Annotated in this window: 23 protein-coding genes and 1 tRNA gene; 10 read left to right on the top strand and 14 right to left on the bottom strand. The window is 67.5% G+C overall.

Going from position 1 to position 25,129, the window contains the following annotated elements; genetic code table 11:
* Positions 1-25: 25 nt before the first annotated feature.
* From AADH62_RS05750 to AADH62_RS05760, 3 genes are all read right to left on the bottom strand, one after another.
* Positions 26-487, bottom strand: coding sequence for an Hsp20/alpha crystallin family protein (locus AADH62_RS05750; protein ID WP_341578664.1), 462 nt, complete (start codon positions 485-487; stop codon positions 26-28).
* A 158-nt stretch (positions 488-645) separates the two neighbouring features.
* Entirely contained in the window at positions 646-1,812 is a 1,167-nt protein-coding gene (locus tag AADH62_RS05755) for an acyl-CoA dehydrogenase family protein (protein ID WP_341578756.1), read from the bottom strand.
* Positions 1,805-3,001: a CoA transferase gene (locus tag AADH62_RS05760; RefSeq protein WP_341578665.1), complete on the bottom strand. Its 1,197-nt coding sequence runs from the start codon at positions 2,999-3,001 to the stop codon at positions 1,805-1,807. Before AADH62_RS05760 ends, AADH62_RS05755 begins: the two co-directional genes overlap by 8 nt.
* A gap of 245 nt (positions 3,002-3,246) precedes the next feature.
* Between AADH62_RS05760 and AADH62_RS05765 the strand changes: the two genes are divergently transcribed.
* Positions 3,247-3,795, top strand: a complete 549-nt coding sequence (locus tag AADH62_RS05765; protein ID WP_341578757.1) for an SUMF1/EgtB/PvdO family nonheme iron enzyme — start codon at positions 3,247-3,249, stop codon at positions 3,793-3,795.
* Positions 3,796-3,853: 58 nt separating this feature from the next.
* On the opposite strand, the gene AADH62_RS05770 is transcribed toward AADH62_RS05765, so the two are convergent.
* From AADH62_RS05770 to AADH62_RS05800, 7 genes are all read right to left on the bottom strand, one after another.
* Positions 3,854-3,926: transfer RNA gene (locus tag AADH62_RS05770), tRNA-Arg, on the bottom strand.
* Between the two features lie 88 nt (positions 3,927-4,014).
* Positions 4,015-4,635 carry an asparagine synthase gene (locus tag AADH62_RS05775; protein WP_341578666.1) on the bottom strand — a complete coding sequence of 207 codons (621 nt, stop codon included), beginning with the start codon at positions 4,633-4,635 and terminating at the stop codon, positions 4,015-4,017.
* A gap of 85 nt (positions 4,636-4,720) precedes the next feature.
* Positions 4,721-5,098: a DUF5684 domain-containing protein gene (locus tag AADH62_RS05780; protein WP_300590701.1), complete on the bottom strand. Its 378-nt coding sequence runs from the start codon at positions 5,096-5,098 to the stop codon at positions 4,721-4,723.
* Between the two features lie 44 nt (positions 5,099-5,142).
* On the bottom strand, positions 5,143-6,105 hold the full coding sequence (locus tag AADH62_RS05785) for an aldose 1-epimerase family protein (protein WP_341578667.1): 963 nt from the start codon (positions 6,103-6,105) through the stop codon (positions 5,143-5,145).
* Positions 6,106-6,140: 35 nt separating this feature from the next.
* The gene (araA, locus tag AADH62_RS05790; protein WP_341578668.1) at positions 6,141-7,643 is read right to left on the bottom strand and encodes an L-arabinose isomerase; all 1,503 of its coding nucleotides are present in this window, start codon (positions 7,641-7,643) and stop codon (positions 6,141-6,143) included.
* A gap of 30 nt (positions 7,644-7,673) precedes the next feature.
* Positions 7,674-9,284 (bottom strand): xylulokinase, encoded by a 1,611-nt coding sequence (locus tag AADH62_RS05795; RefSeq protein ID WP_341578669.1) that lies wholly within the window; start codon positions 9,282-9,284, stop codon positions 7,674-7,676.
* Positions 9,281-9,976: an L-ribulose-5-phosphate 4-epimerase gene (locus AADH62_RS05800; RefSeq protein WP_341578670.1), complete on the bottom strand. Its 696-nt coding sequence runs from the start codon at positions 9,974-9,976 to the stop codon at positions 9,281-9,283. The genes AADH62_RS05795 and AADH62_RS05800 overlap by 4 nt, the downstream gene beginning before the upstream one ends.
* 299 nt (positions 9,977-10,275) lie before the next feature.
* Here AADH62_RS05800 and AADH62_RS05805 point away from each other — a divergent pair, with 299 nt between their 5' ends.
* The 4 genes from AADH62_RS05805 (at position 10,276) to AADH62_RS05820 (ending at position 16,430) form a co-directional block, all read left to right on the top strand.
* Positions 10,276-11,802, top strand: a complete 1,527-nt coding sequence (locus AADH62_RS05805) for a class I adenylate-forming enzyme family protein (protein WP_341578671.1) — start codon at positions 10,276-10,278, stop codon at positions 11,800-11,802.
* Between the two features lie 91 nt (positions 11,803-11,893).
* The gene (locus tag AADH62_RS05810; RefSeq protein ID WP_341578672.1) at positions 11,894-13,723 is read left to right on the top strand and encodes a DUF3556 domain-containing protein; all 1,830 of its coding nucleotides are present in this window, start codon (positions 11,894-11,896) and stop codon (positions 13,721-13,723) included.
* Positions 13,720-15,159, top strand: a complete 1,440-nt coding sequence (locus tag AADH62_RS05815) for an NAD(P)/FAD-dependent oxidoreductase (protein ID WP_341578673.1) — start codon at positions 13,720-13,722, stop codon at positions 15,157-15,159. Before AADH62_RS05810 ends, AADH62_RS05815 begins: the two co-directional genes overlap by 4 nt.
* Complete coding sequence (locus AADH62_RS05820) at positions 15,156-16,430, top strand: PucR family transcriptional regulator (RefSeq protein WP_341578674.1); 1,275 nt, start codon at positions 15,156-15,158, stop codon at positions 16,428-16,430. Before AADH62_RS05815 ends, AADH62_RS05820 begins: the two co-directional genes overlap by 4 nt.
* Positions 16,431-16,442: 12 nt before the next feature.
* Here the strand turns inward: AADH62_RS05820 and AADH62_RS05825 are convergent, their stop codons facing one another.
* The 3 genes from AADH62_RS05825 to AADH62_RS05835 all read right to left on the bottom strand — a co-directional run bounded on the left by AADH62_RS05825 (position 16,443) and on the right by AADH62_RS05835 (position 19,671).
* On the bottom strand, positions 16,443-17,450 hold the full coding sequence (locus tag AADH62_RS05825; protein ID WP_341578675.1) for a LacI family DNA-binding transcriptional regulator: 1,008 nt from the start codon (positions 17,448-17,450) through the stop codon (positions 16,443-16,445).
* A 53-nt stretch (positions 17,451-17,503) separates the two neighbouring features.
* Positions 17,504-17,722 carry a hypothetical protein gene (locus AADH62_RS05830; protein WP_292707755.1) on the bottom strand — a complete coding sequence of 73 codons (219 nt, stop codon included), beginning with the start codon at positions 17,720-17,722 and terminating at the stop codon, positions 17,504-17,506.
* 80 nt (positions 17,723-17,802) lie between these two features.
* Positions 17,803-19,671, bottom strand: a complete 1,869-nt coding sequence (locus tag AADH62_RS05835) for an ABC transporter ATP-binding protein (RefSeq protein ID WP_341578676.1) — start codon at positions 19,669-19,671, stop codon at positions 17,803-17,805.
* A gap of 108 nt (positions 19,672-19,779) precedes the next feature.
* Here AADH62_RS05835 and dacB point away from each other — a divergent pair, with 108 nt between their 5' ends.
* On the top strand, positions 19,780-21,342 hold the full coding sequence (gene dacB, locus AADH62_RS05840) for a D-alanyl-D-alanine carboxypeptidase/D-alanyl-D-alanine endopeptidase (RefSeq protein ID WP_341578677.1): 1,563 nt from the start codon (positions 19,780-19,782) through the stop codon (positions 21,340-21,342).
* A 4-nt stretch (positions 21,343-21,346) separates the two neighbouring features.
* On the opposite strand, the gene AADH62_RS05845 is transcribed toward dacB, so the two are convergent.
* Positions 21,347-22,081, bottom strand: coding sequence for a PhzF family phenazine biosynthesis protein (locus tag AADH62_RS05845; RefSeq protein WP_292727597.1), 735 nt, complete (start codon positions 22,079-22,081; stop codon positions 21,347-21,349).
* Positions 22,082-22,171: 90 nt separating this feature from the next.
* On the opposite strand from AADH62_RS05845, the gene AADH62_RS05850 reads away from it, so the two are divergent.
* The 4 genes from AADH62_RS05850 (at position 22,172) to AADH62_RS05865 (ending at position 25,097) form a co-directional block, all read left to right on the top strand.
* Positions 22,172-22,795, top strand: coding sequence for an FMN-dependent NADH-azoreductase (locus AADH62_RS05850; RefSeq protein WP_341578678.1), 624 nt, complete (start codon positions 22,172-22,174; stop codon positions 22,793-22,795).
* Between the two features lie 275 nt (positions 22,796-23,070).
* Entirely contained in the window at positions 23,071-23,610 is a 540-nt protein-coding gene (locus AADH62_RS05855; RefSeq protein WP_292727593.1) for an NADPH-dependent FMN reductase, read from the top strand.
* 26 nt (positions 23,611-23,636) lie between these two features.
* Complete coding sequence (locus AADH62_RS05860; protein ID WP_292727591.1) at positions 23,637-24,161, top strand: flavin reductase family protein; 525 nt, start codon at positions 23,637-23,639, stop codon at positions 24,159-24,161.
* Between the two features lie 99 nt (positions 24,162-24,260).
* The gene (locus AADH62_RS05865; RefSeq protein ID WP_292727590.1) at positions 24,261-25,097 is read left to right on the top strand and encodes a pyruvate, water dikinase regulatory protein; all 837 of its coding nucleotides are present in this window, start codon (positions 24,261-24,263) and stop codon (positions 25,095-25,097) included.
* The last annotated feature ends 32 nt before the right edge of the window (positions 25,098-25,129 follow it).

Below are 25,129 nucleotides of genomic sequence, written 5' to 3' on the forward strand. Positions count from 1 at the left end.
GGGCCGGGGGCTTCTGGAGAGTAGGTCAGGCGCTGGCGCCAGCCTCCTGGATTTCACTGTGGGACTCGTCGACCGTGATCGTCGCCGGGGCCTCGGTTGCGATGTCGATCTTGCGCGGCTGGGCCTTCGGGCTCACCGGAATCGTGACCGTCAGCACGCCGTGCGCGTAGCTGGCAGCGATGCCCTCGGTGTCGATCCCCTGCCCGAGGCTCAGCTGGCGCAGGAAGCTGCCGGCCTCACGCTCACGCGTGATCCACTTGACGCCCTCCTGCGAGGTGAGCGTGCGCTCGGCGCGGATCGTGAGCAGCTGGCCGTCGACATCCACGTCGACCGAACCGGGGTCGATCCCCGGAAGGTCGGCGGAGAGCACGTAGTGGTCGCCGTCACGGTAGAGGTCCATCGGCATCTGACGCGGTCCGCGGCGGTTGCCGTCGAAGAGTGCGTTCGCGAATCGCTCCATCTCGCGGAGCGGGTCATAGGTTGCCATCTCGTCTCCTTTATGAGCGGGGTCGGATGCGGCATCCGACCGAGTTCTAGAAGTTGAGTCACCTCGACTCAACTGAGTTCAGATTAGCACTCTCAACGTCCGAGTGCCAGATATCAGAGCGCGCAAATGCCTCGCTCTGGGCGAACAGGATCCTGCGCTCAGCGGAAGGCGGGGATGCCCGTGATCGCCTGGCCGAGGACGAGCGTGTGCATCTCGACGGTGCCCTCGTAGGTCAGAACCGACTCAAGGTTCGCGGCGTGACGGATGACGGGGTACTCGAGCGAGATCCCGTTTGCGCCGAGGATCGTGCGGGCGGTGCGGCAAATCTCCAGCGCCTCCCGCACATTGTTGAGTTTGCCGAGGCTCACCTGCTGCGGGGTCAGCGTGCCGGCATCCTTGCGACGTCCGAGATGGAGCGCGAGCAGCAGTCCCTTCTCATACTCGACGACGGCGTCGACGAGTTTCTGCTGCGTGAGTTGGAACGCCGCGATCGGTTTGCCGAACTGCATCCGCTCCCCCGCGTACGTCAGGGCAGCCGTGAGCGCCGACCGCGCAGCACCGAGCGCGCCCCAGGTGATGCCGTATCGCGCCTCGTTGAGGCAGCTGAGCGGACCGCGAAGCCCGACCACCTCGGGGAGCACGGCATCCGCGGGCAGGCGCACCGCATCGAGCACGAGTTCCGAGGTCACGGATGCCCGAAGCGACAGCTTGTGGTGGATCTGGGGAGCCGAGAATCCCGCCGAGTCCGTCGGAACGACAAACCCCCGGATGCCACCATCGGTGTTCGCCCAGACGATCGCGACATCGGCGACCGACCCGTTCGTGATCCACATCTTGCGGCCCTCGAGCACCCAGTCCTCGCCATCGCGGCGAGCTCGCGTTCGCATGCTCGCGGGGTCGGAGCCGGCATCCGGTTCGGTCAGACCGAAGCATCCGATCAGGTCACCGGCAGCCATACCGGGAAGCCAGCGCTGCTTGTGTTCCTCACTCCCCCAGCGCCAGATCGCGTACATCGCCAGCGACCCCTGCACCGACACGAGCGAACGGATGCCGGAATCGGCGGCTTCGAGCTCGAGGCATGCCAGGCCATACTCGGTGGCCGACATTCCGGCACACCCGTACCCCTCGAGATGCATGCCGAGGACCCCGAGCTGTCCGAGGTCTTTGGCGAGCCCGCGCAGATCATCGATCTCGCCCCGCTCAAACCAATCGACAACGAACGGGCTCACGCGCCGCTCCACGAACGCGCGGACGGCATCGCGCGTGGCACGCTCGTCCTCGCTGAGCAGGGCGCCGATGTCGGCGACGTCGATCACGTCATCCATGGATGCCACGGGCTTCTCCTTCGGGCAGGTCACTCGCGTGACCGATCGGATCGGGGCCGGCGGCAAGCCAGCGGCGAATCTCGTCGCGGTGCTCGTCAAGCCGCGGCGGGCGCTCGTACCGGCCGATCGGTGTCCGCTCGAGCCGCAGCGGAGACCGGATCTGGTCGATGCCACCCGCGACCGGGACCCGCGGGTCCAGGCCGAGACGTTCTGCCAGGAGGAAGCCGTCGGCGACGCTTCCGATCGTGCCCGCGGGCACCCCGGCATCCATCAGTCGCGCCGCCCACGAGGCCGCGGCGTCGCCGTGCAGCCGAGCTTCGAGGGCTGCAGCCAGCTCATCGCGGTGGGCGACGCGCTGCGCATTGGTGGAGAAGCGGGGATCACCGGCAAGGTCGGGATCACCGACGATCTCGCACAGCCGCGCGAACTGCGCGTCGTTCCCCACGGCGAGCGCAAGTGTTCCCTCGCCGGTCTCGAGCGCCTCATACGGCGCGATCGACGGATGCCGATTGCCGAGCGAGTGCGGCGACCTGCCTGTCGCAAGATACCCCGAGCCCTGGTTCACGAGCGCCGCCAGCAGACTCGACAGGAGCGCAACCTCGACGTGCTGGCCGAGCCCGCTGCGTGCCCGCTCGTAGAGGGCGGCGAGGATGGCGACCGTGGCATCCTTCGCCGTCAGCACATCGACGATCGCGACACCGACCTTGGAGGGGGAACCGGGCGGGCCCGTGATGTCCATGAGCCCGCCCACAGCCTGAACGAGAAAGTCGTATCCCGCGTCGTGGGAACCGGCCTGACTCCCGAAACCCGTGATCGAGGCATAGACCACGCCGGGGTTGCGTGCATGCACACTCTCGTAGTCGAGCCCGAAGCGGTCGAGAGTGCCGGGCAGGAAGTTCTCGATGACAACGTCGGCCCGTGACACGAGACGGTGTGCCAGTTCGAGATCGGCGGGGTCACCGAAGTCGAGCGCGATGGAGCGCTTCCCCCGATTGGCTGACTCGAAGTACGACGAGGAGTTCTCGGTCCACGGCGGACCCCACCGCCGCGTGTCATCGCCCGACCCGGCACGCTCCACCTTGATCACATCGGCACCGAGGTCAGCGAGGGTGGATGCCGCCAGCGGCCCGGCCAGCACGCGACTGAGGTCGGCGACGACGACACCGTCCAGGGGCATCGGACCAGGCATCCGCTTCCTCGCTCTTCCCGGTGAGAGTGAGACAACACTATCGAGCGTGGGTGCCCCGGTTGCCGCAGTAGCCTGCTGGAGGAGGATCGCATGGATGTCGACGCAGAACCGCGGGAGGATGTGGACCAGAGTGCACGTGCGGCGCTCCGGGACGATCGCAGTTCCTGACGCTCGGGACGGCACCGGTCGCCGCCGCCGCCGCTTCCTCCTCGTCGGGTGCGCGTCACCGCATCCCCCAAGCGCAGATCCCCGCGGGCCGCTTCGTCATGGGCGACTCTTCCGGCGACGCCAATGTCGGTGACGGCGAGACCCCGAGCCACGACGTCTCGATCAGCGCGTTCGAGATCGACACGACGAGCGTCACGAACGACGATTTCGCGCGATTCGTCGATGACACCGGCTATCTCACGGAGGCCGAAACCTTCGGGTTCTCCGCCGTCTTCCATCTGGCGCTGCAGGCTCCCGAGAGCGACATCATGGGGCAGCCCACCGCGACCCCCTGGTGGTTCGGAGTTCGCGGGGCCGACTGGCGGCATCCGGGCGGAGCGCACTCGTCGATCGACGGGCTCGGCGATCACCCTGTCGTGCACGTCTCCTGGAACGACGCCATGGCGTACTGCGAATGGGCGGGGCGGCGCCTGCCGACCGAGGCTGAGTGGGAGTACGCGGCCCGGGGCGGGCTCGAGGACAAGAAGTACCCCTGGGGCGACGAGGAACCGGATGCCGATGGCACGTGGCGCGTCAACATCTGGCAGGGTCAGTTCGCTGGCTTTCGCACGGTGAGCGCGCGCTGAAACGAAAAGGTCCCCGAGCCACAGGGCTCAGGGACCTCATCACTGTCTCAACACAGTGCGCGCCCGGAGGGACTCGAACCCCCAACCTTCTGATCCGTAGTCAGATGCTCTATCCATTGAGCTACGGGCGCATGGTCCTCGCGTTTCCGCGAGCAAACCAGCGTCCAGATTACCCCACGAGTGCCCTGCACGGCGAATCGTCGGCGGCCCTACCGCGGTTCACTCGCCGCCGGCCTCATCAGCGTCGGGAGCGTGACCGGCATCCTCGACATCGACGATCGGCGCCGACGCCGCCGGGGTGCTCAGTCGGCGCTGGTGAGAGGCGAGGCGAGGCAGGTCGATGAGCCTGATCGATTGCATCCGCGCTGCGCGCATCGACGCATAGTCGGGGTCGAGATCCGGCCGCATCGCCTCGACGATCAGGCGTCGCTCGAGGTTCGATTCGACATCACCCCACGCGGCATCGCGTGCTTGCTCGATCAGCTGCTCGAGTGCCGCATCGTCGGTCGCCCGCTCACGGAGTTCCTTGGCAACCCCCGTGTACTGCCGAGCACGCCGTCTCAGGTTTCGGGAATCACGCCCGCGATAATCGTGAGTCCCACTCGGGTCGGACTGCTTCCCCCACGCACGACGCCAGTCGGCCCGGGCGCGATCTGCAGCTGCCGACTGCTCGTCGGCGAGCGCTTCGAGAGTCTGCCGCGCGAACGGCTTCACGGCATCGACCGAGAAGACGCTGTCGTTGCGAATCGCGTCGACGAGAATCCGGTTGCGGATGCTGAGGCGCGCCGCCGCGGTGGCGATGATGACGCCCTCGGCGATCGCATCGGCCGTCCTGCCCATCCGCAACCTCCTGGGTAGAGGGTATCGGGGCATGAGAGCGGGCGCCGACCCGTGGCCGGCGCCCGCAAGGGTGGTGGGATCGGACTCAGGCGCGCTTGGTGTACTGGGCGTCGCCGAAACCGAGGATCAGGTACCCAATGAATGGGAACAGGAACAGCAGGAAGAATGAGAAGGCGCCTCCCTTGCCGAACTTCTCCCCAACCTTGATCGCCACGATGATTGCGAGCACCAGGTTGGCGATGGGCACGAAGTACAGCAGACCGAGCCAGGCGGAGTATCCGGCAATCTTCACGAGGATGAACATGTTCACGATCGGGATGATCGCCAGGATGCCGGGCCACCCCGCCTTCGAGAAGACTCGCCACAGAGCGATGGCGACCACGACGTAGATGGCAAGACCGATGAGCGACGTCGTCCACAGGGTGGACACACTGGCCTGGTCGGTGATGGAAGTTGCGAGCATGGCCACAGCCTAGAGCGAAAGCGGCCTGCGCTTCCAGCTAACTCTCAGGAAAGCGCAGCGATCCGCCACGACGCCTTGTGGGCGTCTCCCGGCGCGATCACGGCGAGCCCCGTGTCGAACGGGTAGCTCTCGTCGTTGAAGGCGTCGGGGGCACACGTCATCGGTTCGACGGCGAGCCCCGCTCGGTGCCCGGGAGCCGCCGGCCCGCCAGGCCGGTCGGCCGTGTGGATCTGAACCCAGGGGCACCGCGAGTCCCACGTGATCGAAGCGCCCGCACCCTGGGCATCGGTCACCCGGGCTGTCACGAGCCCATCGCGGTCGCGCACAAGATCCGTGTAGGCGTGATCGATCATGACAGCGCCGAGGGTCCGCGGTTCACGGAAATCGAAGCGTTCGGCATCCGCAGTCACCGACTGAAGTCCGACCGGTGAGAGCCGGTCGGGGGTGACCGTGAGCACCTGGGACGCCGGAAGCGTGAAGGTCCAGTCATCCAGGGCACCCGGGGCGACAAGATACGGATGCGGACCGGTACCCCACGGCGCGAAGTCGTGACTCAGATTGGTCGCCTTCACCCGCTGGGTAAGGCCATCCGCACCGATCGCGAACGTCGTCTCGACACGGATACGCCAGGGATACCCCTGCTGCGGTTCGATCGTGGCTCCGAGAGTGACCCAGCTCTCCGCCGTCTCGACGGGCGTGAAGTCCAGCCAGGATGCGAGACCGTGGAGGGCCTGACCGCGCCCGGGTTCGGTGAGAGCCACCTCGTACGAACGTCCCCGGAACACGTACCGTCCATCGACGATGCGGTTGGGCCAGGGCGCAAGCGTGGCACCGCGGAAGGCGGGTCGCACGATGTCGGGCTCGAACGGGACGACAAGGTCCCGGCCACGGTACGTGAGGGTCCGAACGGTTGCGCCGACGCTTGCGATCGTGGCCTCGTAGTCACCAGCGGTGATCGTGTACTGCGTTCCGGATGCCGGGATCACGGCCGAAGACTCATCGTTCATATCGCCAGTCTGCCTGACCGCGGATGAAGGGTGAGTCACAGACCCTGCGCCAGGCGGTAGTACGCCTGGTTCCAGCGGACCTCTTTCTGGAAGCCACGGACCGTGGTGTCTTCATCGATCACGAGCAGCTCGGTCTCGGCGAGCTCGGCGAAGTCGCGGAAGACGTCGATGCCGACGGCCGTCGACATGACGGTGTGGTGAGCTGCCCCCGCCGTCAGCCAGCAGGCCGCGGATGTCGCGAAGTCAGGCGCCGGCTTCCAGATCGCCCGTCCCACCGGGAGCTTCGGCAGGTCGGGAGCAGAAACGTTCTCGACGACATTGGCAACCAGGCGGAACCGGTCGCGCATGTCGCTCATCGCGACAACGACCGCGGGGCCAGGGTCGGCGGTGAAGACCAGGCGGACCGGGTCATCCTTGCCGCCGATGCCGAGCGGGTGGATCTCGAGAGTCGCCTTGGCACTGGAGAGGGTGGGCGCGACCTCGAGCATGTGAGCGCCGAGGATCTTCTCGTCTCCGGGCACGAGGTCGTAGGTGTAGTCCTCCATGAGGCTCGCACCGCCGGGCAGTCCCTCACCCATGACGTTCGCGACGTGCACGAGGATCGCGGTCTTCCAGTCGCCCTCGGCGCCGAACCCGTACCCCTCGGCCATGAGTCGCTGCACGGCAAGGCCGGGCAGTTGCTTGAGCGCGCCGAGATCTTCGAAGCTCGTCGTGAAGGCACCGAACCCGCCGGCCTCGAGGAACGAGCGCAGCCCGACCTCGATCGCCGCTCCGTCGCGCAGTGACTGGTGGCGCTCACCGCCGCGACGCAGCTCAGGAACGATCTCGTACAGCTCTTCGTACTCGTCGATGAGTGCATCGATCTGCGCGTCGGATGCCGCAGCGACAGCATCTGCGAGCTCGTTGACGCCCCAGGTGTTGACCTGCACCCCGAACCGGATCTCGGCCTCGGTCTTGTCGCCCTCGGTTACGGCGACGTAGCGCATGTTGTCACCGAAGCGGGCGAGCTTCAGGGAGCGCATCGCGGCAAGGCCCGCAGCGGCGCGCTGCCATGTCTCGATCTGGTCGCGAACTGCCGGGTTCGACACGTGCCCGACGACGGTCTTGCGAGGAACACCCAGGCGGGTCTGGATGTACCCGAACTCCCGGTCGCCGTGGGCTGCCTGGTTCAGGTTCATGAAGTCGAAGTCGATCTCGCTCCACGGCAGTTCGACGTTGGCCTGCGTGTGCAGGTGCAACAGCGGCTTCTGCAGGGCGTCGAGACCGCCGATCCACATCTTGGCTGGGCTGAAAGTGTGCATCCACGCGATGAGCCCGATGACCTCGTCGCGGGCGTTCACGTCGAGGGCGAGGCGGCGGATGCTGTCGGCATCCTTCAGCACGGGCTTCCAGACGACCCGGATGGGCAACTCGGACAGCCCGGCGGCGACGGCCTGGGACTGCTCGGCGACCTGTCGGAGGGTCTCTTCGCCGTAGAGGTTCTGGCTGCCGGTGACGAACCAGACTTCGCGGGTCGCGAAGGTGTTGAGAGAAGTCATGGGGGTCCTTCTTCGATGAGGGGTGGGGAACTAGAGGGCGGTGACGGCGGCGCGCTCAGCGGCAAGGCCCGCGCGGTAACGGTCGAGGTAGGAGGTGTAGCCAGCAACCTCAGCGGGGTCGGGAACGACCGTCGCGAACTCGGCGTCGGCGAACGCGACGGCGTCGAGGTACGCCGCGAGCGAGGCATCAGTGGCACCCGCGTGGCGGGCTGCGGAATACGCGGCAAGCACCGCGATACCCCACGCTCCACCCTCCGAGGCATGCCGCTCGACCGACACGGCGGTATCGAGCGCTGCCGCGAGCACCCGCTGCGCGACACCCGCGGTGCGGAAGATCCCGCCGTGCGCGAGCATCCGGTCGACCTCGACGCCCTCATCATCGAGCACCTGCATCCCGAGGCTCAGCGTCGCGAACACCCCGGCCAGCTGCGATCGCAGGAAGTTCGCCAGCGTGAGCTGGCTGTCGGGGGTGCGGATGACCAGGGGTCGCCCCTCATCGAGGCCCGCGATGGGCTCTCCGGAGAGGTGGTTGTACGACAGGATGCCGCCGGCATCCGGTGCGGCGGTGAGCGCCTCGGTGAACAGGGCTTCGTACACCGCGTCGGGCGGCAGCGGGGAGCCGATGAGGTCCGCGAAGCGCTGGAAGACGCCCACCCAAGCAGCAAGCTCCGAGGCGCCGTTGTTGCAGTGCACCATCGCGACGGGGTCACCGGCGGGAGTCGTGACAATATCGAGCTCGTCGTGCGCCCGGGCAAGGGGACGCTCGAGCACGATCATCGCGAAGATGCTCGTGCCCGCGCTGACGTTTCCGGTGCGAGGGGCGACCGCGTTGGTCGCGACCATGCCGGTACCGGCATCACCTTCGGGCGGGCAGAACAGCGCGCCGGGCCTGAGCGCTCCGGTCGGGTCGAGCAGGGCCGCGCCCTCGGCGGTGAGCTCCCCCGCCTCGGCGCCGGCAGGCAGGACGGTGGGAAGCACATCGAGCAGGGGGCGTGGCGCGGCATCCGCGGCGAGGGCATCGAACCGCGCCACGAGGTCGGCGTCGTAGCTACCGGTGGCCGGATCAATGGGGAACATGCCCGACGCGTCGCCGACCCCGAGTACGCGGCGGCCGGTCAGGGCGGTGTGTACGTATCCAGCAAGCGTCGTGAGATGGTCGATCGCGCCGACATGCGGCTCAGCATCCAGCATCGCCTGGCGGTAGTGCGCGATCGACCAGCGGAGCGGGATGTTCACACCGAACAGGGCGCTGAGCTCGCTGGCAGCAGCGCCCGTGCTGGTGTTGCGCCAGGTGCGGAACGGCACGAGCACCTGGTCCTGCGCGTCGAAGGCCAGGTAGCCGTGCATCATGGCCGAGATGCCGATGCTCGCGAGGGACTCGATCGCGATCCCGTAAGCGTGCTTCACCCGGATGCCGAGCGCCGCATACGCAGACTGGATGCCTGCCCACACCTCATCGAGGGAGTAGGTCCACACCCGATCGACGTAGCTGTTCTCCCACTCGTGGCTGCCGACCGCGAGCACCCGTCCGCTCTCGTCGACGAGGCAGGCTTTGATGCGGGTGGAACCGAGCTCGATGCCCAGGCTCGCGCGCCCACGCACGATCGCTTCGCGGGCCTCGTCGGTGCTCAGCGCGCTCATCGGCGGTCGTCCGTCGACTGGCCGTACACGTTCTGGTAGCGGTTGTAGAGGCTGTCGATCGCCTCTTGGGGAATCGGGATGACCGGCCCTGCCTGCTTCGCGATGTGCACAGTTCGGGCGACATCTTCGAGCATGACGGCGGCCTTCACGGCATCCTTCGCGCTGGAGCCGATCGTGAAAGGGCCGTGGTTCTGCATGAGAACCCCCCGGGAGCGGTGACCGTGCAGCGTATCGACGATGCCCCGTCCGATCGAGTCGTCGCCGATGATCGCGAACGGGCCGACCGGAATCGGGCCGCCGAACTCGTCGGCCATCGCCGTGATGACGCAGGGGATCTCTTCACCGCGCGCCGCCCAGGCGACGGCGTAGGTCGAGTGGGTGTGGACGACCCCGCCGACCTCGGGCATGTGACGGTAGACGTAGGCGTGGGCGGCGGTGTCGCTGGAGGGCGAGCGGTCACTGCCCTCGCTGCCGGGAACGACGTTGCCGTCGAGGTCGCAGAGGATCATGTTCTCGGGGGTGAGGTCGTCGTACGAGACACCCGAGGGCTTGATGACGAACAGGTCGGCTCCGGGGACGCGACCGGAGACGTTGCCGCCTGTCCAGACGATCAGCCCGTAGCGCACCAACTCGGCGTGCAGTCGTGCGACATCGGCACGTACCGCCGCGATCGCGGCCTCGAGGTCCGACATGGATGACTCCTCCCGTGACACCCTTGTCGGTCGCGCCTCTCTGCGCCGAGCCGGGTTCGCTTCGAAATGTTACCGGTAACACTTCGTGGACGCCACCCCCCGACACCCGCCTCTCGCGCACATCCCCCTCGGGTCACCGCGATGCAGAGTGCACATACGCGGTCCGGAAGTTCATCATCTCGAACACTGCCTCCCGCGATCCGGGTTTCTAGCGTGGGTCCAGCGCGGCGGCACCACGCCGCACTCGACGACAGAGAAGTCGTGCGCCCCCTGACGGCGGGCGCAGAAGTGGAGTGACGATGTCTGGCACCGATACGAACATCCGGGTGACGCAGACCCAGGCGGGCAGGAATGCTGCCGCGGACCTGACGCATCTGCCCTGGACGAGCCCCTCCGCGGGCTCCTTCGCACCGTGCGTGCGCGACAGCAACGTCCAGCTGACCTACCTCGCCCTCGAGCGCCGGGCAGCGGCCTGCGCGGAGCAGTTGAGCACTCTCGGCATCCGGGCCGGCGATGTTATCGCGATCATGCTGCCCAACTCCGTCCCCCTGCTCGTCGCGATGCTCGCCGCCTGGCGTATCGGCGCCGCTGTCACCCCCATCAACCCCACCTTCACCGCACGCGAGCTCGCCTATCAGCTCTCCGACTCCGGTGCTGCTCTGCTGATCGCCGCCGACGCCCCCGCGCACGACCTGCCCCAGCTGCGCCCGAGCGAGTTCGTAACCACGCCCGCGGCGGAGATCACCACCCCCGACATCCGGCCCGATGCGATCGCCCTGCTGGTCTACACCAGCGGCTCCACGGGGCAGCCCAAGGGTGTGATGCTCGATCACGCGAACCTCAGCGCCATGGCATCCTCCCTCGTCACGCACGTCGGCATGGGGGTCAATGACCAGGCACTGCTCGTGCTGCCGCTGTTCCACGTCAACTCGCTGTGCGTGAGCTTCCTCGCACCGATCAGCGCCGGGGGCAGCGTGTCGATCCTCGAACGGTTCGCACCCGACACCTTCCTGGCCGCGATCGAGCACTACCGGCCGACGTACTTCTCTGCCGTTCCGGCGATCTTCGCGCGGCTGGCTGAACTCCCGGCCGAACGGATGCCGCACGGTACCGCGCTGCGGTTCGCCATCTGCGGTGCCGCACCGGCGACCAGCGAGCTGCTCGCCCTCTCGGAGGAGCGGCTCGGCATCCCGATCATCGAAGGCTACGGACTGACGGAAGCCACCTGCGCCTCCTCCTGCAACCCCCTGTGGGGTGTGCGCAAGCCGGGGACCGTCGGGCGGGCCCTGCCCCGCCAGCAGATCGTCATCCTCGACGAAAACGGCGCCCTGGTCCCTCCCGGCACCCTCGGCGAGGTGGCCATCGCGGGCCCCACCGTCATGCGCGGCTACCTCGGCCGGCCGGAAGCGACCGCCGAAGCGTTGCGCGACGGCTGGCTGCGCACGGGAGACATCGGGTTCCTCGACGAGGATGCCTACCTCACCCTGGTCGACCGCAGCAAGGACATGATCATCCGCGGGGGCGAGAACCTCTACCCCAAGGAGATCGAGTCGTATCTCGGCGCCCACCCGGCCGTGCTCGAGTCGGCCGTCGTCGGTCGACCCCACCCGGTCTACGGCGAAGTCCCCATCGCCCATGTCGTCGTGCACCCCGACAGCGAGGTCACCACCGACGAGCTGACCGAACACTGCCGATCCGGCCTGACCAAGATCAAGATCCCCGCCGAGATCCACATCGTCGAGGCTCTGCTGCGCAACCCGGTCGGGAAGGTCGACAAGCCGGCCATGCGTCGCGCACTCGCTGACAACCCGCCGCCCGCGGCGTAACCCACACCACCCCAGCTGTCGCGTCGGCGCCGCGTCGACGACGACCGAGCGCACGCGCGCTCACCGCCACCCCATCACCAAAGGAGCTGTCATGGGATTCACCACCGGAGACTTTCCTCCCGTCGATACGCAGACCTTCCTGCATCTCCCCCTGCGGGAACGCGTCAAAGCGCTCGCCCTGCACTGGGTCGATTACGGCTTTGGGTCACCGCGCATCATCGCGACGACCTACGTCCTGAAAGTCACCCTGCTGTGGCTTCTCGTCGGCGCATTCATCATCACCGCGACCAGCGGTGTCGGATGGTTCTGGCAGGTGGACCAGTGGTGGAACCAGCCGATCGTGTATCAGAAGGCCATCGTGTGGACCATGCTGCTCGAGGCGATCGGCCTTGCCGGCTCGTGGGGTCCGATCGCCGGCAAGTTCAAGCCGATGACCGGCGGCATCCTGTTCTGGGCCCGCCCCGGGACGATCCGGCTGCGCCCGTGGAGCTGGGTTCCCGGCACCGCAGGCGACACCCGCACGGTGTTCGATGTGGTGCTCTACCTGGGTCTGCTCGTCTCCCTGACCCTCGCCCTGGTTCTTCCCGGCGCGGTCTCGACCTCGCTGGCCGTCGCTCTCCCGGGTAACACCAGCGGCCTCGTGCAGCCGGCACCGGTCATCGCCGCCATCGTGTTCCTCATCCTCGCGGGCTTGCGTGACAAGACCGTCGCGATCGCCGCCCGGATCGAGCAGTACCTGCCAGCCCTGGTGTTCTTCGTGGCGCTGCCGTTCATCGACATGATCATCGCGCTCAAGCTGCTCATCGTCGTGGTGTGGGTCGGCGCGGGCGTCTCCAAGCTCGGTCGACACTTCGTCAACGTCATCCCCCCGATGCTCAGCAACACTCCCTTCTGGCCGCCGCGGTGGTTCAAGCGCTCGATGTACCGAAGCTTCCCCGAAGACATTCGGCCGTCGCGGTTCGCGCACTTCATGGCGCACGTCATGGGTACCACTGTCGAGATCGTCGCTCCGCTGGTGCTGCTGTTCTCGCAGAACATCTGGCTGACGCTGGCGTGCGTCGTCCTGATCGTCGGGTTCCACCTGTTCATCGTCTCGACCTTCCCCCTCGCGGTGCCGTTGGAGTGGAACCTGCTCTTCTGCTACGGAGCGATCTTCCTTTTCCTCGGTTTCCCCGGCTGGGATGGCTACGCCCTGACCGACATCTCCACCGGCTGGGTTCTCGCCGCCGTCATCGCGGCGCTGATCTTCTTCCCGGTGCTGGGCAACCTGCGCCCCGACAAGGTGTCGTTCCTGCCGTCGATGCGGCAGTACGCCGGCAACTGGGCCTCGGCACTGTGGACCTTCACCCCGGGCGCTGAAGCGAAGCTCAACGCCGTCGTGCGCCCCACCCGCAACCAGGTCGACCAGCTCCAGCAGATGGGCTACCCGGCGGAGGTGGCCGAGATCACGATGCAGCAGACGCTCGCCTGGCGGTCGATGCACAGCCAGGGCCGGGGCCTGTTCTCGGTGCTCTACCGGTCACTGCCCGACCTGGAGACCCGCACCATCCGGGAAGCGGAGTTCGCCTGCAACTCGGTCATCGGCTTCAACTTCGGCGACGGACACCTGCACAATGAAGACCTCATCCGGGCACTCCAGGCGCGTTGTCACTTCGCGCCGGGGGAGTTCGTGGTGGTCTGGGTGGAATCGCAACCCATTCACAAGGCGACGCAGGAGTACAAGGTGGTCGATGCAGCTCTCGGCGTGATCGAACGTGGCCGGTGGCGTGTCGCGGATGCCGTCGCCGCCCAGCCCTGGCTGCCGGATGGTCCGATCCCGCTCGACGTGTTCTGGAAGGCCTCTCCCGGAGGCTCCGACACTGCCGTCACGAACGACCTGCGCACCGTCGCCTCGTCACGAACGCGGAAGGTCCCCCGGTGACACGCGCCGTCGTCGTCGGCAGCGGACCGAACGGGCTGGCTGCGGCCGCCGAACTGTCCGCCGCCGGTGTCCAGGTGCATGTCATCGAGGCATCCGATGAACTCGGCGGAGGGGCTCGCAACAGCGCGCCCCTCCTGCCGGGGCTCGTACAAGACCACTGCGCCGCGGTGCATCCGATGGCGGCCGGCTCCCCGTACCTGACGGGGCTGGACCTTCCTGGTGTCACGTGGGCCCGCGCCGAGATCGACTGCGCGCACCCGCTCGACGGGGGCGACGCCGCGCTGCTGAGCCAGTCGATCGACCGCACCGCGGAGGACCTCGGCGACGACGGGCGACGGTGGGCGGCACTGTTCGGCGCTCCGTCACGGCGGTTCTCGGCACTGTCGGAAGACATCATGCGGCCGCTGGTCGGGATGCCGCGGCATCCGCTCACGCTCGCCCGTTTCGGGGCGGTGGCGGCGCTGCCTCCCACCTGGGTTGCCCATGCCTTCGCCAGCGAACGCACCCGAGCACTCTTCCTCGGCGTCGCGGCACATGCCTTCCAGCGCCTGGACATCCCCCTGGTCACCGGCATCGGTGCGGGCATCATCACGGCCGGTCACGCCGTCGGCTGGCCCGTCGTCGCCGGCGGCACCGGCACCCTGACCTCGGCGGTCATCGAGCGTCTGCGCGCTCGCGGTGTCACCTTCGAAACCGGTCGGATGATCACGCAGCGACGGGAACTTCCCGCCCACGACATCGCGATGTTCGACCTGCATCCGCACCAAGTCGCCCGGATTCTCGGCGACGCGCTGCCCGCACGCTCCCGCCGCGCCTTCACCCGTTTCCGTCCCGGTCCCGCCGCCTTCAAGGTCGAGTTCGCCGTCGACGGCGGTGTGCCCTGGCTCGCCGAGGGTGTCTCCCGCGCCGGGACCGTGCATCTCGGCGGTGCGGCAGCCGAGATCGTGGCCGCCGAACGTGAGATCGTCGCCGGCCGCATGCCCGAGCGCCCCTTCGTGCTCGTCGGACAGCAGTATGTCGCCGACCCGCAACGATCCGCCGGAGACATCCACCCGGTGTACGCGTACGCGCACGTGCCGGGCGGGTTCCGCGGCGACGCCACCGAGGCGATCATCGCGCAGTTCGAGCGGTTCGCGCCCGGCTTCCGCGATCGCATCCATACGATGCGTGTCGTGACCTCCACCGAGCTGAGCCGTACGAACCCCAACTTCGTCGGCGGTGACATCCTCACCGGCGCGAAGTCGCCCCTGCAGTTCACCCTGGGTCCGCGCCTGAGCGCACGCCCCTATGACACGGGAGTGCCGGGCTCCTACATCTGTTCCGCGGCAACGCCGCCCGGACCCGGCGTGCACGGCATGTGCGGTGTGAACGCGGCACAGCGAGCGCTGCACGTCGAGAGATCGCGGCGACGCCCACACCAGGATGCCGCCGCGTGAAAGCGTCCGAACCCGAGTTCGATATCAGCGAGCTGCTCGCCCTCGTCGCGCGGCACCTCGATGTGCGCATCCCCGAGATCGTGCGGGAGATGCGCGACCTGCTCGCCTCGCGGATCACCGACCTGGGCGGCGACCCCCACCTGGTGGAAATGCTGCAAGCCAGCATCGAGGGAAACGTCACCACGATCTGCCACATCCTGGCCAACGACATCGATCTGGACAGCCTCCAACCCACCACCGCTGCCGTCGAGTACGCGGCCCGGCTGGCGCAGCGGGATGTGCCCCTCGCCGCTCTCACACGGGCCTACTACCTCGGGCAGAGCATGTTCCTGCGGCTGGGCATGGACGAGATCGAACGTCTGGACATCCCCGACGGCATCCGCATCGACGTCGTGCGTGCCATCGCCGACGTCGTGCACCGTTACATCGACTGGATTCTGCAGTTCGTGACGAGCGTCCACGATCAGGAGCGGCGGCGCTGGTGGAACAACCGCGCCAGCCTGAACGCCGGCATCATCCTCAAGGTGCTGCGCGGGGACACGCTCCCCGCGCGTGGTTTCGAGTCGGAGACCGGGTACAGCCTCACGCAGACGCACGTCGCCCTGGTCGCTTGGACCGACAGTTCCTCCGACGACCAGGATCAGCAGCGCGGAATCGACCAGCTGCTCCGCAAGGTCGCGGCGCTGCTCCACTCCTCGGCGCCGCCGCTGGTCGCCGCCGCCGACCGATCCACCGCCTGGGCGTGGGTCGCCGCTCCGGTCATGACGGAGCAGTCATACGCCGATATCGCGGCCCTGGTGGCCTCCCATCCCGGGGTGCGCCTCGCCCTGGGCGACACCGGTGCGGGCTGGGACGGGTTCCGGCGCTCGCACGAGCAGGCTGTCACCGCCCGCCTGGTGGCCTTGACTTCCCCTCGCTACCGTGGCACAGCAGTGGTGTCCCACGCCGACCCGCACATCGCCCTCGTCGCCCTCCTGCTGAAGGATGCCGCCGCGACCCGGATCTGGATCCGGGAGGTGCTCGGCCCGCTGGCCGACGCGGGCGAGCAGAACCGCATCGCCCGCGAGACGCTCGCGACCTACTACGCCCAGGGCGAGAACGCGGTGCGTACGGCGGAAGCGCTGGGGCTTCACCGCAACACCGTGCGTCAACGCATCGCGAAACTCGAGAACGACCGGGCGGGGTTCCGCGGGGACGCGCTGCAGATCGCCCTGGCGTTGCGCGTGTACGACGACTTCGACCCGATCGATCCGACGCAGGGCGGCGGGTGAGAAGCTCCCGCCCTAGGCAGAAGCCGGCTGGGAAGACGCCCGCACGATGATCTGCGGAGCGGAGGCCCCCACCGCAGCATCCGCGGAGGATGGCGCCCCGACCACGGCTGCCACGCACCTCCGGGCATCGCCGAGGACGTCCACGCGCACACTCGTCAGCGCCGGGGCATAAAAGGCTGCGTCGGGGTTGTCATCAAAACCGACGACGACGAGGTCATCGGGGACACGGATGGCGGCGGCATCGAGCCCCGCCATCAACCCCAGGGCCATCTGGTCGTTGGCCGCGAGGATCGCCGTGACCTCACCGGCGCGGACCGCCGCGGCGATCTCCGCCGCAGCGGCGTAGCCGGATCGGGCAGACCAGTCACCACGCCACCGCCGCGTCTCCTGCAGCCCCGCAGCCGTCAGCGCGCGCGTCGTGCCCTCGGCGCGCGCGGCTTCTTCGAGCCAGTCCTCGGGTCCCGCGAGTCGGGCGATACGGGTGTGCCCGCGTTCGATCACGTGCGCGACGGCCAGGGCGGCCCCGGCGCGCTGGGCTTCGGCCCCCTCATCGGCGTGCAGCGATGCGACGGGAACATCCGCCGCGCTCTGCCGGACCCGTTCGATCGTGCGGGCGTGCGGTGCGACGAGCACCAGCCCGTCGATGCCTTGTGCGAGAACGTGGGCTATCGATCCGTCGATCGCGGCCGGATCGCCGGCATCCGCGTAAGCAGTCGCGATCCACAGGCCCGCCTCCCGCGCGGCTTCAGCGAGGGCCGCGATTCCGACCGTGGGGCCGTAGAGGGTGGCATCCGTCGCGATGACACCGATGGTGCGCGTGGATGCCGTGCCGAGCGCTCGTGCGGCGTTGTTGACCCGGTAGTCGAGCGCTCGCATGGCCTCGAGCACACGCATCCGTGTCTCGGGTCGGATGTTCGGATAGTTGTTGATGACCCGCGACACCGTCTGGGTCGACACCCCCGCCAGGCGGGCGACCTCGCGCACCCCGGCAGGACGCGCCGGACGGGTGACATCGCTCATGGGCCCTCAGCGTACTGCTGCGCTGGGCCCAGCGACGACGAGCGTCGGGGCGGTCAGAGTGCGCCGATGCGCGCTTTCAGTTGCGCCACGATCTCAGGGTCGACCTGTCCACCCGCGAAGGTGAGCACCGTGTTGACAGGCATGCCCTTCGCCATTCCAACCATGGGATGGGTCGGAAGCTCGGGAACCAACTCGTCGATGATCGCCCGCGCCTCCGGGTCGTCGAGCAACTGCCCGAGAGTGGTCGTGTTCAGATCGAACTTGCCAGCCATCGTGTGTTCCTCCATCGGCGAGGCGCGCACCCAAACGCGCGTGCTCTCAGCTTCCCAGCGCGGGAGGTCGGCAGCAACCGTCAGATCGCTGAAAGGGCGCTCTCCTGCTGGTGCGCGACCAGTCCCGCATACGCACCGCCCGCCGCGAGGAGCTGGGAGTGCGTGCCGCTTTCGACGATGCGTCCCGCCTCCACGACGTGAATGACGTCGGCGCCGACGATCGTCGAAATGCGGTGCGCGATCGTCAGGGTCGTGCGCCCCTGTGCCGCGGCATCCAACGCCTGCTGCACTGTCCGTTCCGAGACGGTGTCGAGCGCGCTGGTTGCCTCATCCAGGAGCAGGACCGGTGGGTTCTTCAGCAGTACCCGTGCGATCGCGATTCGTTGCTTCTCGCCACCCGAAAGGCGATAGCCCCGCTCACCCACGATCGTGTCGTAGCCGTCCGGGAAGGACTCGATGACGTGGTGAATATGCGCGCCGCGGCATGCTTCCTCGATCTCGTCGGAAGAGGCATCCGGCTTCGCGTACAGCAGGTTCTCGCGGATCGAGGCGTGGAAGAGGTAGGTCTCTTGCGCGACGATTCCGACGCTGTCGAGCAGGGACTCACGGCGGAGGTCTCGAACGTCGGCGCCGGCAAAGAGCACGGCACCCGATGATGCCTCATACATCCGCGGCGCGAGGTAAAGGATCGTCGTCTTGCCTGCGCCGCTGAAGCCGACGAAGGCGATGTGCTGACCGGGTTCCGCAACGAAGGAGACATCATGCAGGGTCGCCGCATCCTCTCCCGCGCCCGGGTAGCGGAACGAGACGTCACGGAACTCGACGCGGCCGACCGGCCCCGGCGCCACGCCGACGTCGATCGCATCCGGTGCGTCGACGATCGCGGGCTTGAGGTCGAGGTACTCGAAGATGCGGGCGAACAACGCCATCGAGGTCTGAACGTCGAGCGCGACCCTCATGAGCGCCATCAGCGGGAAGAGCAGGCGCCCCTGCACGGCGGTGAAAGCCACGATCGCGCCGGCTGTGATGTCGACACCGCCCGCGATGAACACACCCGCGAGAAGGTAGATGACCGCCGGGACTGCCGACATGATGACACCCACGACCGCGAAGAAGCCCTGCCCGCTCATCGCCTGCCGGATCTGCAGAGAGACCTGACGCGAGGTCTCGTCGGCGTAGCGGCTGGTCTCGTAGTCCGCGCGATTGAACGAGCTCGTCAGCATGATGCCCGAGACCGAGAGCGACTCCTGGGTCATAGCGGTGAGCGTCGACAGTGATTCCTGGGCCTGCGCCGCGATGCGAGCGCGCACCTGGCCGACGCGGCGCTGAATGACCACGAGCACCGGCAGCATGACGACTGCCACGAGCGTCAGTCGCCAGTCGATGATGATCATCGCCACGAGCGACGCGATGACGGTGACGCTGTTGCCGAGGATCGAGGTGAAAGTGTTGGTCAAGACGCTCGCGACCCCGCCCACGTCGTTCTGGAGGCGGGACTGGATCACTCCCGTCTTCGTGCGTGTGAAGAACGCGAGCTCCATCGACTGGAGGTGCCGAAAGAGCCGAACCCGCAGATCACCGGTGACACGGTTACCCACTGACGAGGTCAGCCACGTCTGGAGCACGTTCAGTCCCGCGGATGCCACGAACAGTCCGATCATCAGCGCGACGAGTTCGATCAGAAGCGGGATGTCCGGGGACCCGGATGCCGGGAACAGGGCGAGGTCGAAGACCTGCTCGACCAACAGCGCGGGCACGACGCCGAGCGCCGCGCTCAGGACGACGAGAACCGCGGTGACCGCGAGCCGCCCACGGTACGGCGAGAACAGCGCGACGATGCGGCGCCCGAGGTGAGGGATGTGGGGCGCCTCCGCGTTCCGCTCACGCTGCGTCCGTTCGTCGGCCCCTCGAGTGAGCCCCCCGCCGAAGCCTCCGCGCACCATGCTCATCCGCGCTCTCCCGTCCGACGTTTTCCATGTCTTAGTACATGTAAATCGTACCTTCCCCGCACGGCCTGCGGGCCGAGGCACAGAGGGCGCCTCACTAGACTCCGTCCCATGCTCCGCCGCACCCGACGACCGGTGACCATTGCAGCGATCATCGCTGCGTCAGCGGGATTGATCTCGTGCACCGCCGCCCCGCCCGGTCCGCCCACTGATGTGCCACCCACGATCGCGGCCATCATGGACCAGCCCACCTACGAGGGCGGCCGCTGGGGGATGTCGGTGATCGACATCGACAGCGGCGAGACCCTCATCGCCGTCAACCCCGACGAGCAGTTCCTCACCGGGTCCACGGCGAAGATCCTCTCTGTCACCGCAGCCCTCGACCTGCTCGGCGCGGATGCGACGTTCACGACCCCGGTCGTCGCCGTCGGCGAGGTCTCGAACGGCACCCTCGAGGGAGATCTCATTCTGCGCGGCTCGGGAGACCTCACCCTCGGCGGTCGAACGATGCCCGATGGCACCCTCGATGTGCCGATCTTCGACCACTACGACGCGAACGTCCTCCCGGGCCTGGCGACGCTCACTCCCGAGGATCCGCTGACCGGCCTCGATGATCTCGCTCAGCAGGTCGCCGCATCCGGAATCCACACGGTGGGCGGGGACGTCCTCGTCGACGACAGGCTCTGGGATCCCGTCGTCCTGGACGGCGTACCGATTTCACCGATCGTGGTCAACGACAACCTGGTGGACATCGTCATCACCCCCGGCGCGGCGGTCGGCGACCCCACGACCGCGAGCTGGCGGCCGCAGAGCTCGGCGTACACCGTCGAGAATCTGGTGAGCACAGCGGATGCCGACAGCGGGTTCGACGTCACGATCACCGAGCAAGGCGGCATCCTCACCGCCACCGGAACGATCCCTCTGGGCGCCGAACCGGTGGTGCAGCCCTATCAGGTCCCTGATCCGGCAGCGTGGGCCCGCATCCTGTTCATCGAGGCGCTCGAGCGCGCGGGCGTCACCGTCACGGCGGACCCGCGGACGCCGAGCTCGAGCGAGCTGCCGCCGGTGGCGGACCTCGACGGCGCGATCCCGGTCGCCACGTTCACCTCCCCGCCGTTCTCGGAGACCGCCCGACTGATCAACAAGGTCAGCCACAACCTCGGCGCCAATCAACTGCCGCTGCTGCTGGCGGCGCAGGCGGGTGAGCGAACCCTCGACGCCGGGCTGGCGAGACAGATGAGCGTGCTCGAAGCGGCGGGACTCGGGCCCGACGACGTCGTGATCACCGATGGTCAAGGGCTGCCGGGGAACCGCATCACTCCGGCAGCGATGACCTCCTACCTGGTGTCGCTGACGGACGCCCCGTACTTCGAGACCTTCCTCGAATCCACACCGATCCTCGGGGTGGACGGGTCCCTGGCAACCGTGCTGCCCGACGGTGACCCCGCGATCGGTTCTGCCCACGCGAAGACCGGCACGCTCGTCGGTCCGGGAACCGACACCCCCTACGTGCTCGAGACGAAGGCGCTCGCCGGATATCTGGATGCCGCATCCGGGCGGCGTCTCGCCTTCGCGGTGTTCGTCAATGACGTACCGATCACCGAGGTGCAAGCGGTCATCCAGGCCAACACCGATCTGGGCGCGATCGCGTCTCAACTGTTCCAGTTGTACTGAAAGCTCACGCCAGCTCGACGTCGCGCCCCGGGGTCGTACGGCCGCCGATCTCAACCTCCCGGCCGAGGTTCCGGCGATGCGTGACCAGCCTCGACCCTGCTCCCTGTTCGATCTGCAGGTCACGACCGAGCGCGGCGGTCAGCCGGATCGCTGCAGACCCGGTCGCCTCATCGGTGCGGATCCCGAGGCCCGGCGCGAACATGCGCGTGCGCACGCGCCCGGCTTCCTCGTCGAGCCAGGCCCAGACGTAGTGCATACCCTCGGTGTAGGCATCCGGATCGACGGCATCGACCTCACCAGGGGAGTCGAGTCGTTCGAGTTCGAACTCCGGGGCCCAATCGACGTCGGCACTGATCCACGTGAGGTCGCCGTCGGCACGGACCCGGGCCGAGCCCGCCGGCACGACGACATGCCGGATGTCGTCGCCTGCCGCGCGCAGCCAGGCTGCCAGTCCCACCGTGGGATGCCCGGCAAAGCGCAGCTCCTGCTTCGGGGTGAAGATCCGCGCCCGAACAGTGCGCCCGTCCACCTCGTCGATGAACACCGTCTCGCTGAACCCGAGGTCAGCGGCGATGTCTTGCTCATGCCCGCGAGTGGCGGTCGACGCCCACACGATTCCGAGCGGATTGCCGTGCTCGCCGGCTTCATCGACGAAGACGTTCACGACAGTTGCCAGGATGCCCATGACTGGCCAGTCTTGCACGGGATGCAGCGGGCGGTCAGCCCCGTCGGCCGCCACAGTGAGGGTCTTTGGTCCCTGCCGCCGACGGTCGGATCCGGCGCACAGTTGAGGGGTCGGACATTCCGACACGATGAAGAAGGGGACCTCGTGTCCAAGCTGCTGGTTATCCGCGCCCACCCTCTGACCTCAGAGAACTCGAAGTCGATGCGACTCACGGATGCGTTCCTCAAGACGTACGTCGAGACGCACCCCGACGACGACGTCATCGACCAGAACCTGTACAACATCGCGATCCCCGAGATCGATCTGGATCTGTTCAGCGCATGGGGGAAGCTGCGCGAAGGCATGCCGTTCGTCCGCCTCCACGAGGCCGAGCAGAGCAAGCTCACCCTCTTTGAGGGCTACACGACCCAGTTCCTCAACATGGACAAGATCGTGATCGCCAACCCGCTGTGGAACCTCCAGGTACCCACCCGACTGAAGGCGTGGATCGACTGCATCTGTGTGGCGGGCAAGACCTTCCGCTACAACGAACAGGGCGAGGCGGTCGGCCTCGTGCACGGCAAGAAGGCGCTGCACATCCAGGCCGCCGGCGGAGTGTTCAACTCCCAGGATCCCGCGAGCCAGTACCTGCGCACGATGCTCGGATTCATCGGCATCGACGACTACACGGAGATCGCCGCCGAGGGCATGGACCACGACCCGGCCCGCTCGGATGAGATCATGGCCGCCGCGTTCGCGAAGGTCGAGGAAGCTGCCGCAACCTTCTGAGGTGATCAGGCTCACTCCGACGGGGGGCCGGTTCTCCCGGACGCCGTGACGTGGTTCATGGCGCCCCAGGATCGGCTCACCCGAGCGCTCTGAGCCGCGGTTTACGCGACCGAAACACGAGCGTGTGCACAATGGGTGTGCAGCGTAAGCCGTTGCGGGCGCACTGGGCCACAAGACCCCGGGGCGTGTGGAGATGTCGTTCGCTCCACGTCCCTCTCGCGGTGTGGTGCGGCGACTCATCCCTTCCTGTTCATCGGTATGGAAGTGAGAGAGTCATGTCACTCAAAGTCGCGGTTGTCGTCGGCAACCCGAAGCCGGCATCGCGCACCCGCAAGATCGCCGAGCTCCTGGTCGAGAAGCTTCTCGACCAGGGAACCTACGAGGCCCAGGTGATCGACCTGGCCGACTACACGAACGAGATCTTCGCCTGGCCGTCGGAGGTCATGGGGTCGCTGAACGCCGTGGTCGCCGACAGCGACCTCGCGATCTTCGCGTCACCGACCTACAAGGCCACCTACACGGGGCTGCTGAAAGCCTTCCTCGACCGGTATCCGGCCAACGGGCTCGCCGGTGTCACCGCGATCCCGGTTCACACGGGCGCCGACTTCACCCACTCGATGGGACCGACCTTCACGCTGTCTCCCCTCCTGGTGGAACTCGGGGCGACAGTGCCAGGACGCGGCTTCTATCTGGCCCTCAGCCAACTGGAGCGCGTGGACGAGGTCCTTGACGCGGCGGTCGCCGAGTATGCCACCAACATCCGACAGGTCGCGTCCCTGGCCGGCGCCCTCCGCGCCGGCGTCCCGGCATCCTGAACCGACGGCGAAGAGAAAGCGAACCCATGTCTCAGTACTCGGCACCCGATGTGCCCTTCTCTCCCCGTCAGTTCCGTGACACCCTCGGGCACTACGCATCGGGGATCACGATCGTGTCGGGCATCGACGATGGCGAACCCATCGGCTTCACGTGCCAGTCGTTCTTCTCGGTGTCCATCGAGCCGCCACTGATCTCGTTCAGCGTCATGAAGACCTCGACGACGTACCCCCGGATAGCCGCCACCGGCAGGTTCGCCGTGAACGTCCTGGCCCACGACCAGCACGAGATCGCCAACCAGTTCGCCCGGCGGGGCACCGACAAGTGGGCGGGCGTCGCCTGGAACCCCGCAGCCTCCGGTAACCCGATCATCGCCGACACCCTCATGTGGGTCGATTGCGAAGCGTGGGCAGAGCACGAGGCCGGTGACCACCTGATCGTCATCGGGTCGGTTGTGGGGATGAGTCCGGCCGAGTGGCACCGCGAGGAACCGCTGCTCTATTTCAAGGGTTCCTACCGTCACCTCCGCGACCTCGACCAGCTCGCCGGGTGAGCGAGGCCGGCATCACGATGCTTGCCCATGCGTAAAGAAGCCTGAATCTTGACGCACTCTTCGGCGAAAAGCAGGGGTAAATCTCCCTAACCTCGAGGCATGCATCCTGCCCTGAGCGACCACGCGCTCCCGAGCCGCGCCGTGTTCTTCGTCTCAGACAGCACCGGCATCACTGCCGAAACCCTGGGCAACGCGCTCCTGGCGAACTTTCCCGGATTCCGGTTCGATCGCCACACGATTCCGTTCGTCGACACCGCCGAAGCGGCAGCGGCGGTGGTGCAGACGATCACCGGTGCGGATGCCGCGGGCCTGGCGCCCATTGTCTTCTCGACGATGAAGAACGCGACTGTCGGACGCGTGCTCGATACCGCGCCGGCGCCGCGCATCGACCTTCTCGGTGGCCACCTCACCGATCTGGAGCGAACGCTCGGCACGACGGCATCCGAACAGCTCGGGCAATTCCATACCCTCGGTGACACCGAGGCCTACTTCGCGCGGATGCGCGCTGTGGAGTACGCCATCGAGCATGACGACGGGCAGAGCTCGCGGGCGCTCGAGTTCGCCGACGTCATCATCATTGCCCCCTCGCGCTGCGGCAAGACCCCGACGACCATGTACCTCGCGCTGCAGTACGGCCTCCTGGTCGCGAATTACCCGCTCACCGACGAGGACTTTCCCACCGATGGACTCCCGCGGCTCGTCGCCCCGCACGCCGAGCGCTGCTTCGGCCTCACCACGACGCCCCTGCGCCTGAGCCAGGTGCGCCACGAGCGACGCCCGGATTCGCGCTACGCGAGCCTCGCGCAATGCACCCTCGAGCTGCGACGCGCCGAAGAGCTGTATCGCCGCACGCGCGTGCCGTTCCTGAACTCCTCGACCAAGAGCGTCGAGGAGATGTCGGCAATCATCCTGCAGACCTTGAAGCTTCGCGCCTGACACCCCAGCCCTTCCCGGCCCTCACAAAGGAG

Origin of the sequence: Microbacterium schleiferi, assembly GCF_038150145.1 — a bacterium.
GTDB lineage: Bacteria > Actinomycetota > Actinomycetes > Actinomycetales > Microbacteriaceae > Microbacterium > Microbacterium schleiferi_B.

What these genes read in the sequence shown, in the direction of transcription:
- AADH62_RS05830 (WP_292707755.1), bottom strand. Translation starts at nt 17,722, where the DNA reads ATGGCTGGCAAGTTCGATCTGAACACGACCACTCTCGGGCAGTTGCTC.
- AADH62_RS05755 (WP_341578756.1), bottom strand. Translation starts at nt 1,812, where the DNA reads ATGGATGACGTGATCGACGTCGCCGACATCGGCGCCCTGCTCAGCGAG.
- AADH62_RS05775 (WP_341578666.1), bottom strand. Translation starts at nt 4,635, where the DNA reads ATGGGCAGGACGGCCGATGCGATCGCCGAGGGCGTCATCATCGCCACC.
- AADH62_RS05800 (WP_341578670.1), bottom strand. Translation starts at nt 9,976, where the DNA reads ATGTCGGACCTCGAGGCCGCGATCGCGGCGGTACGTGCCGATGTCGCA.
- dacB (WP_341578677.1), top strand. Translation starts at nt 19,780, where the DNA reads ATGCTCCGCCGCACCCGACGACCGGTGACCATTGCAGCGATCATCGCT.
- AADH62_RS05860 (WP_292727591.1), top strand. Translation starts at nt 23,637, where the DNA reads ATGTCTCAGTACTCGGCACCCGATGTGCCCTTCTCTCCCCGTCAGTTC.
- AADH62_RS05795 (WP_341578669.1), bottom strand. Translation starts at nt 9,284, where the DNA reads ATGAGCGCGCTGAGCACCGACGAGGCCCGCGAAGCGATCGTGCGTGGG.
- AADH62_RS05810 (WP_341578672.1), top strand. Translation starts at nt 11,894, where the DNA reads ATGGGATTCACCACCGGAGACTTTCCTCCCGTCGATACGCAGACCTTC.
- AADH62_RS05835 (WP_341578676.1), bottom strand. Translation starts at nt 19,671, where the DNA reads ATGAGCATGGTGCGCGGAGGCTTCGGCGGGGGGCTCACTCGAGGGGCC.
- AADH62_RS05760 (WP_341578665.1), bottom strand. Translation starts at nt 3,001, where the DNA reads ATGCCTGGTCCGATGCCCCTGGACGGTGTCGTCGTCGCCGACCTCAGT.
- AADH62_RS05865 (WP_292727590.1), top strand. Translation starts at nt 24,261, where the DNA reads ATGCATCCTGCCCTGAGCGACCACGCGCTCCCGAGCCGCGCCGTGTTC.
- araA (WP_341578668.1), bottom strand. Translation starts at nt 7,643, where the DNA reads ATGACTTCTCTCAACACCTTCGCGACCCGCGAAGTCTGGTTCGTCACC.
- AADH62_RS05785 (WP_341578667.1), bottom strand. Translation starts at nt 6,105, where the DNA reads ATGAACGATGAGTCTTCGGCCGTGATCCCGGCATCCGGAACGCAGTAC.
- AADH62_RS05780 (WP_300590701.1), bottom strand. Translation starts at nt 5,098, where the DNA reads ATGCTCGCAACTTCCATCACCGACCAGGCCAGTGTGTCCACCCTGTGG.
- AADH62_RS05805 (WP_341578671.1), top strand. Translation starts at nt 10,276, where the DNA reads ATGTCTGGCACCGATACGAACATCCGGGTGACGCAGACCCAGGCGGGC.
- AADH62_RS05750 (WP_341578664.1), bottom strand. Translation starts at nt 487, where the DNA reads ATGGCAACCTATGACCCGCTCCGCGAGATGGAGCGATTCGCGAACGCA.
- AADH62_RS05855 (WP_292727593.1), top strand. Translation starts at nt 23,071, where the DNA reads ATGTCACTCAAAGTCGCGGTTGTCGTCGGCAACCCGAAGCCGGCATCG.
- AADH62_RS05825 (WP_341578675.1), bottom strand. Translation starts at nt 17,450, where the DNA reads ATGAGCGATGTCACCCGTCCGGCGCGTCCTGCCGGGGTGCGCGAGGTC.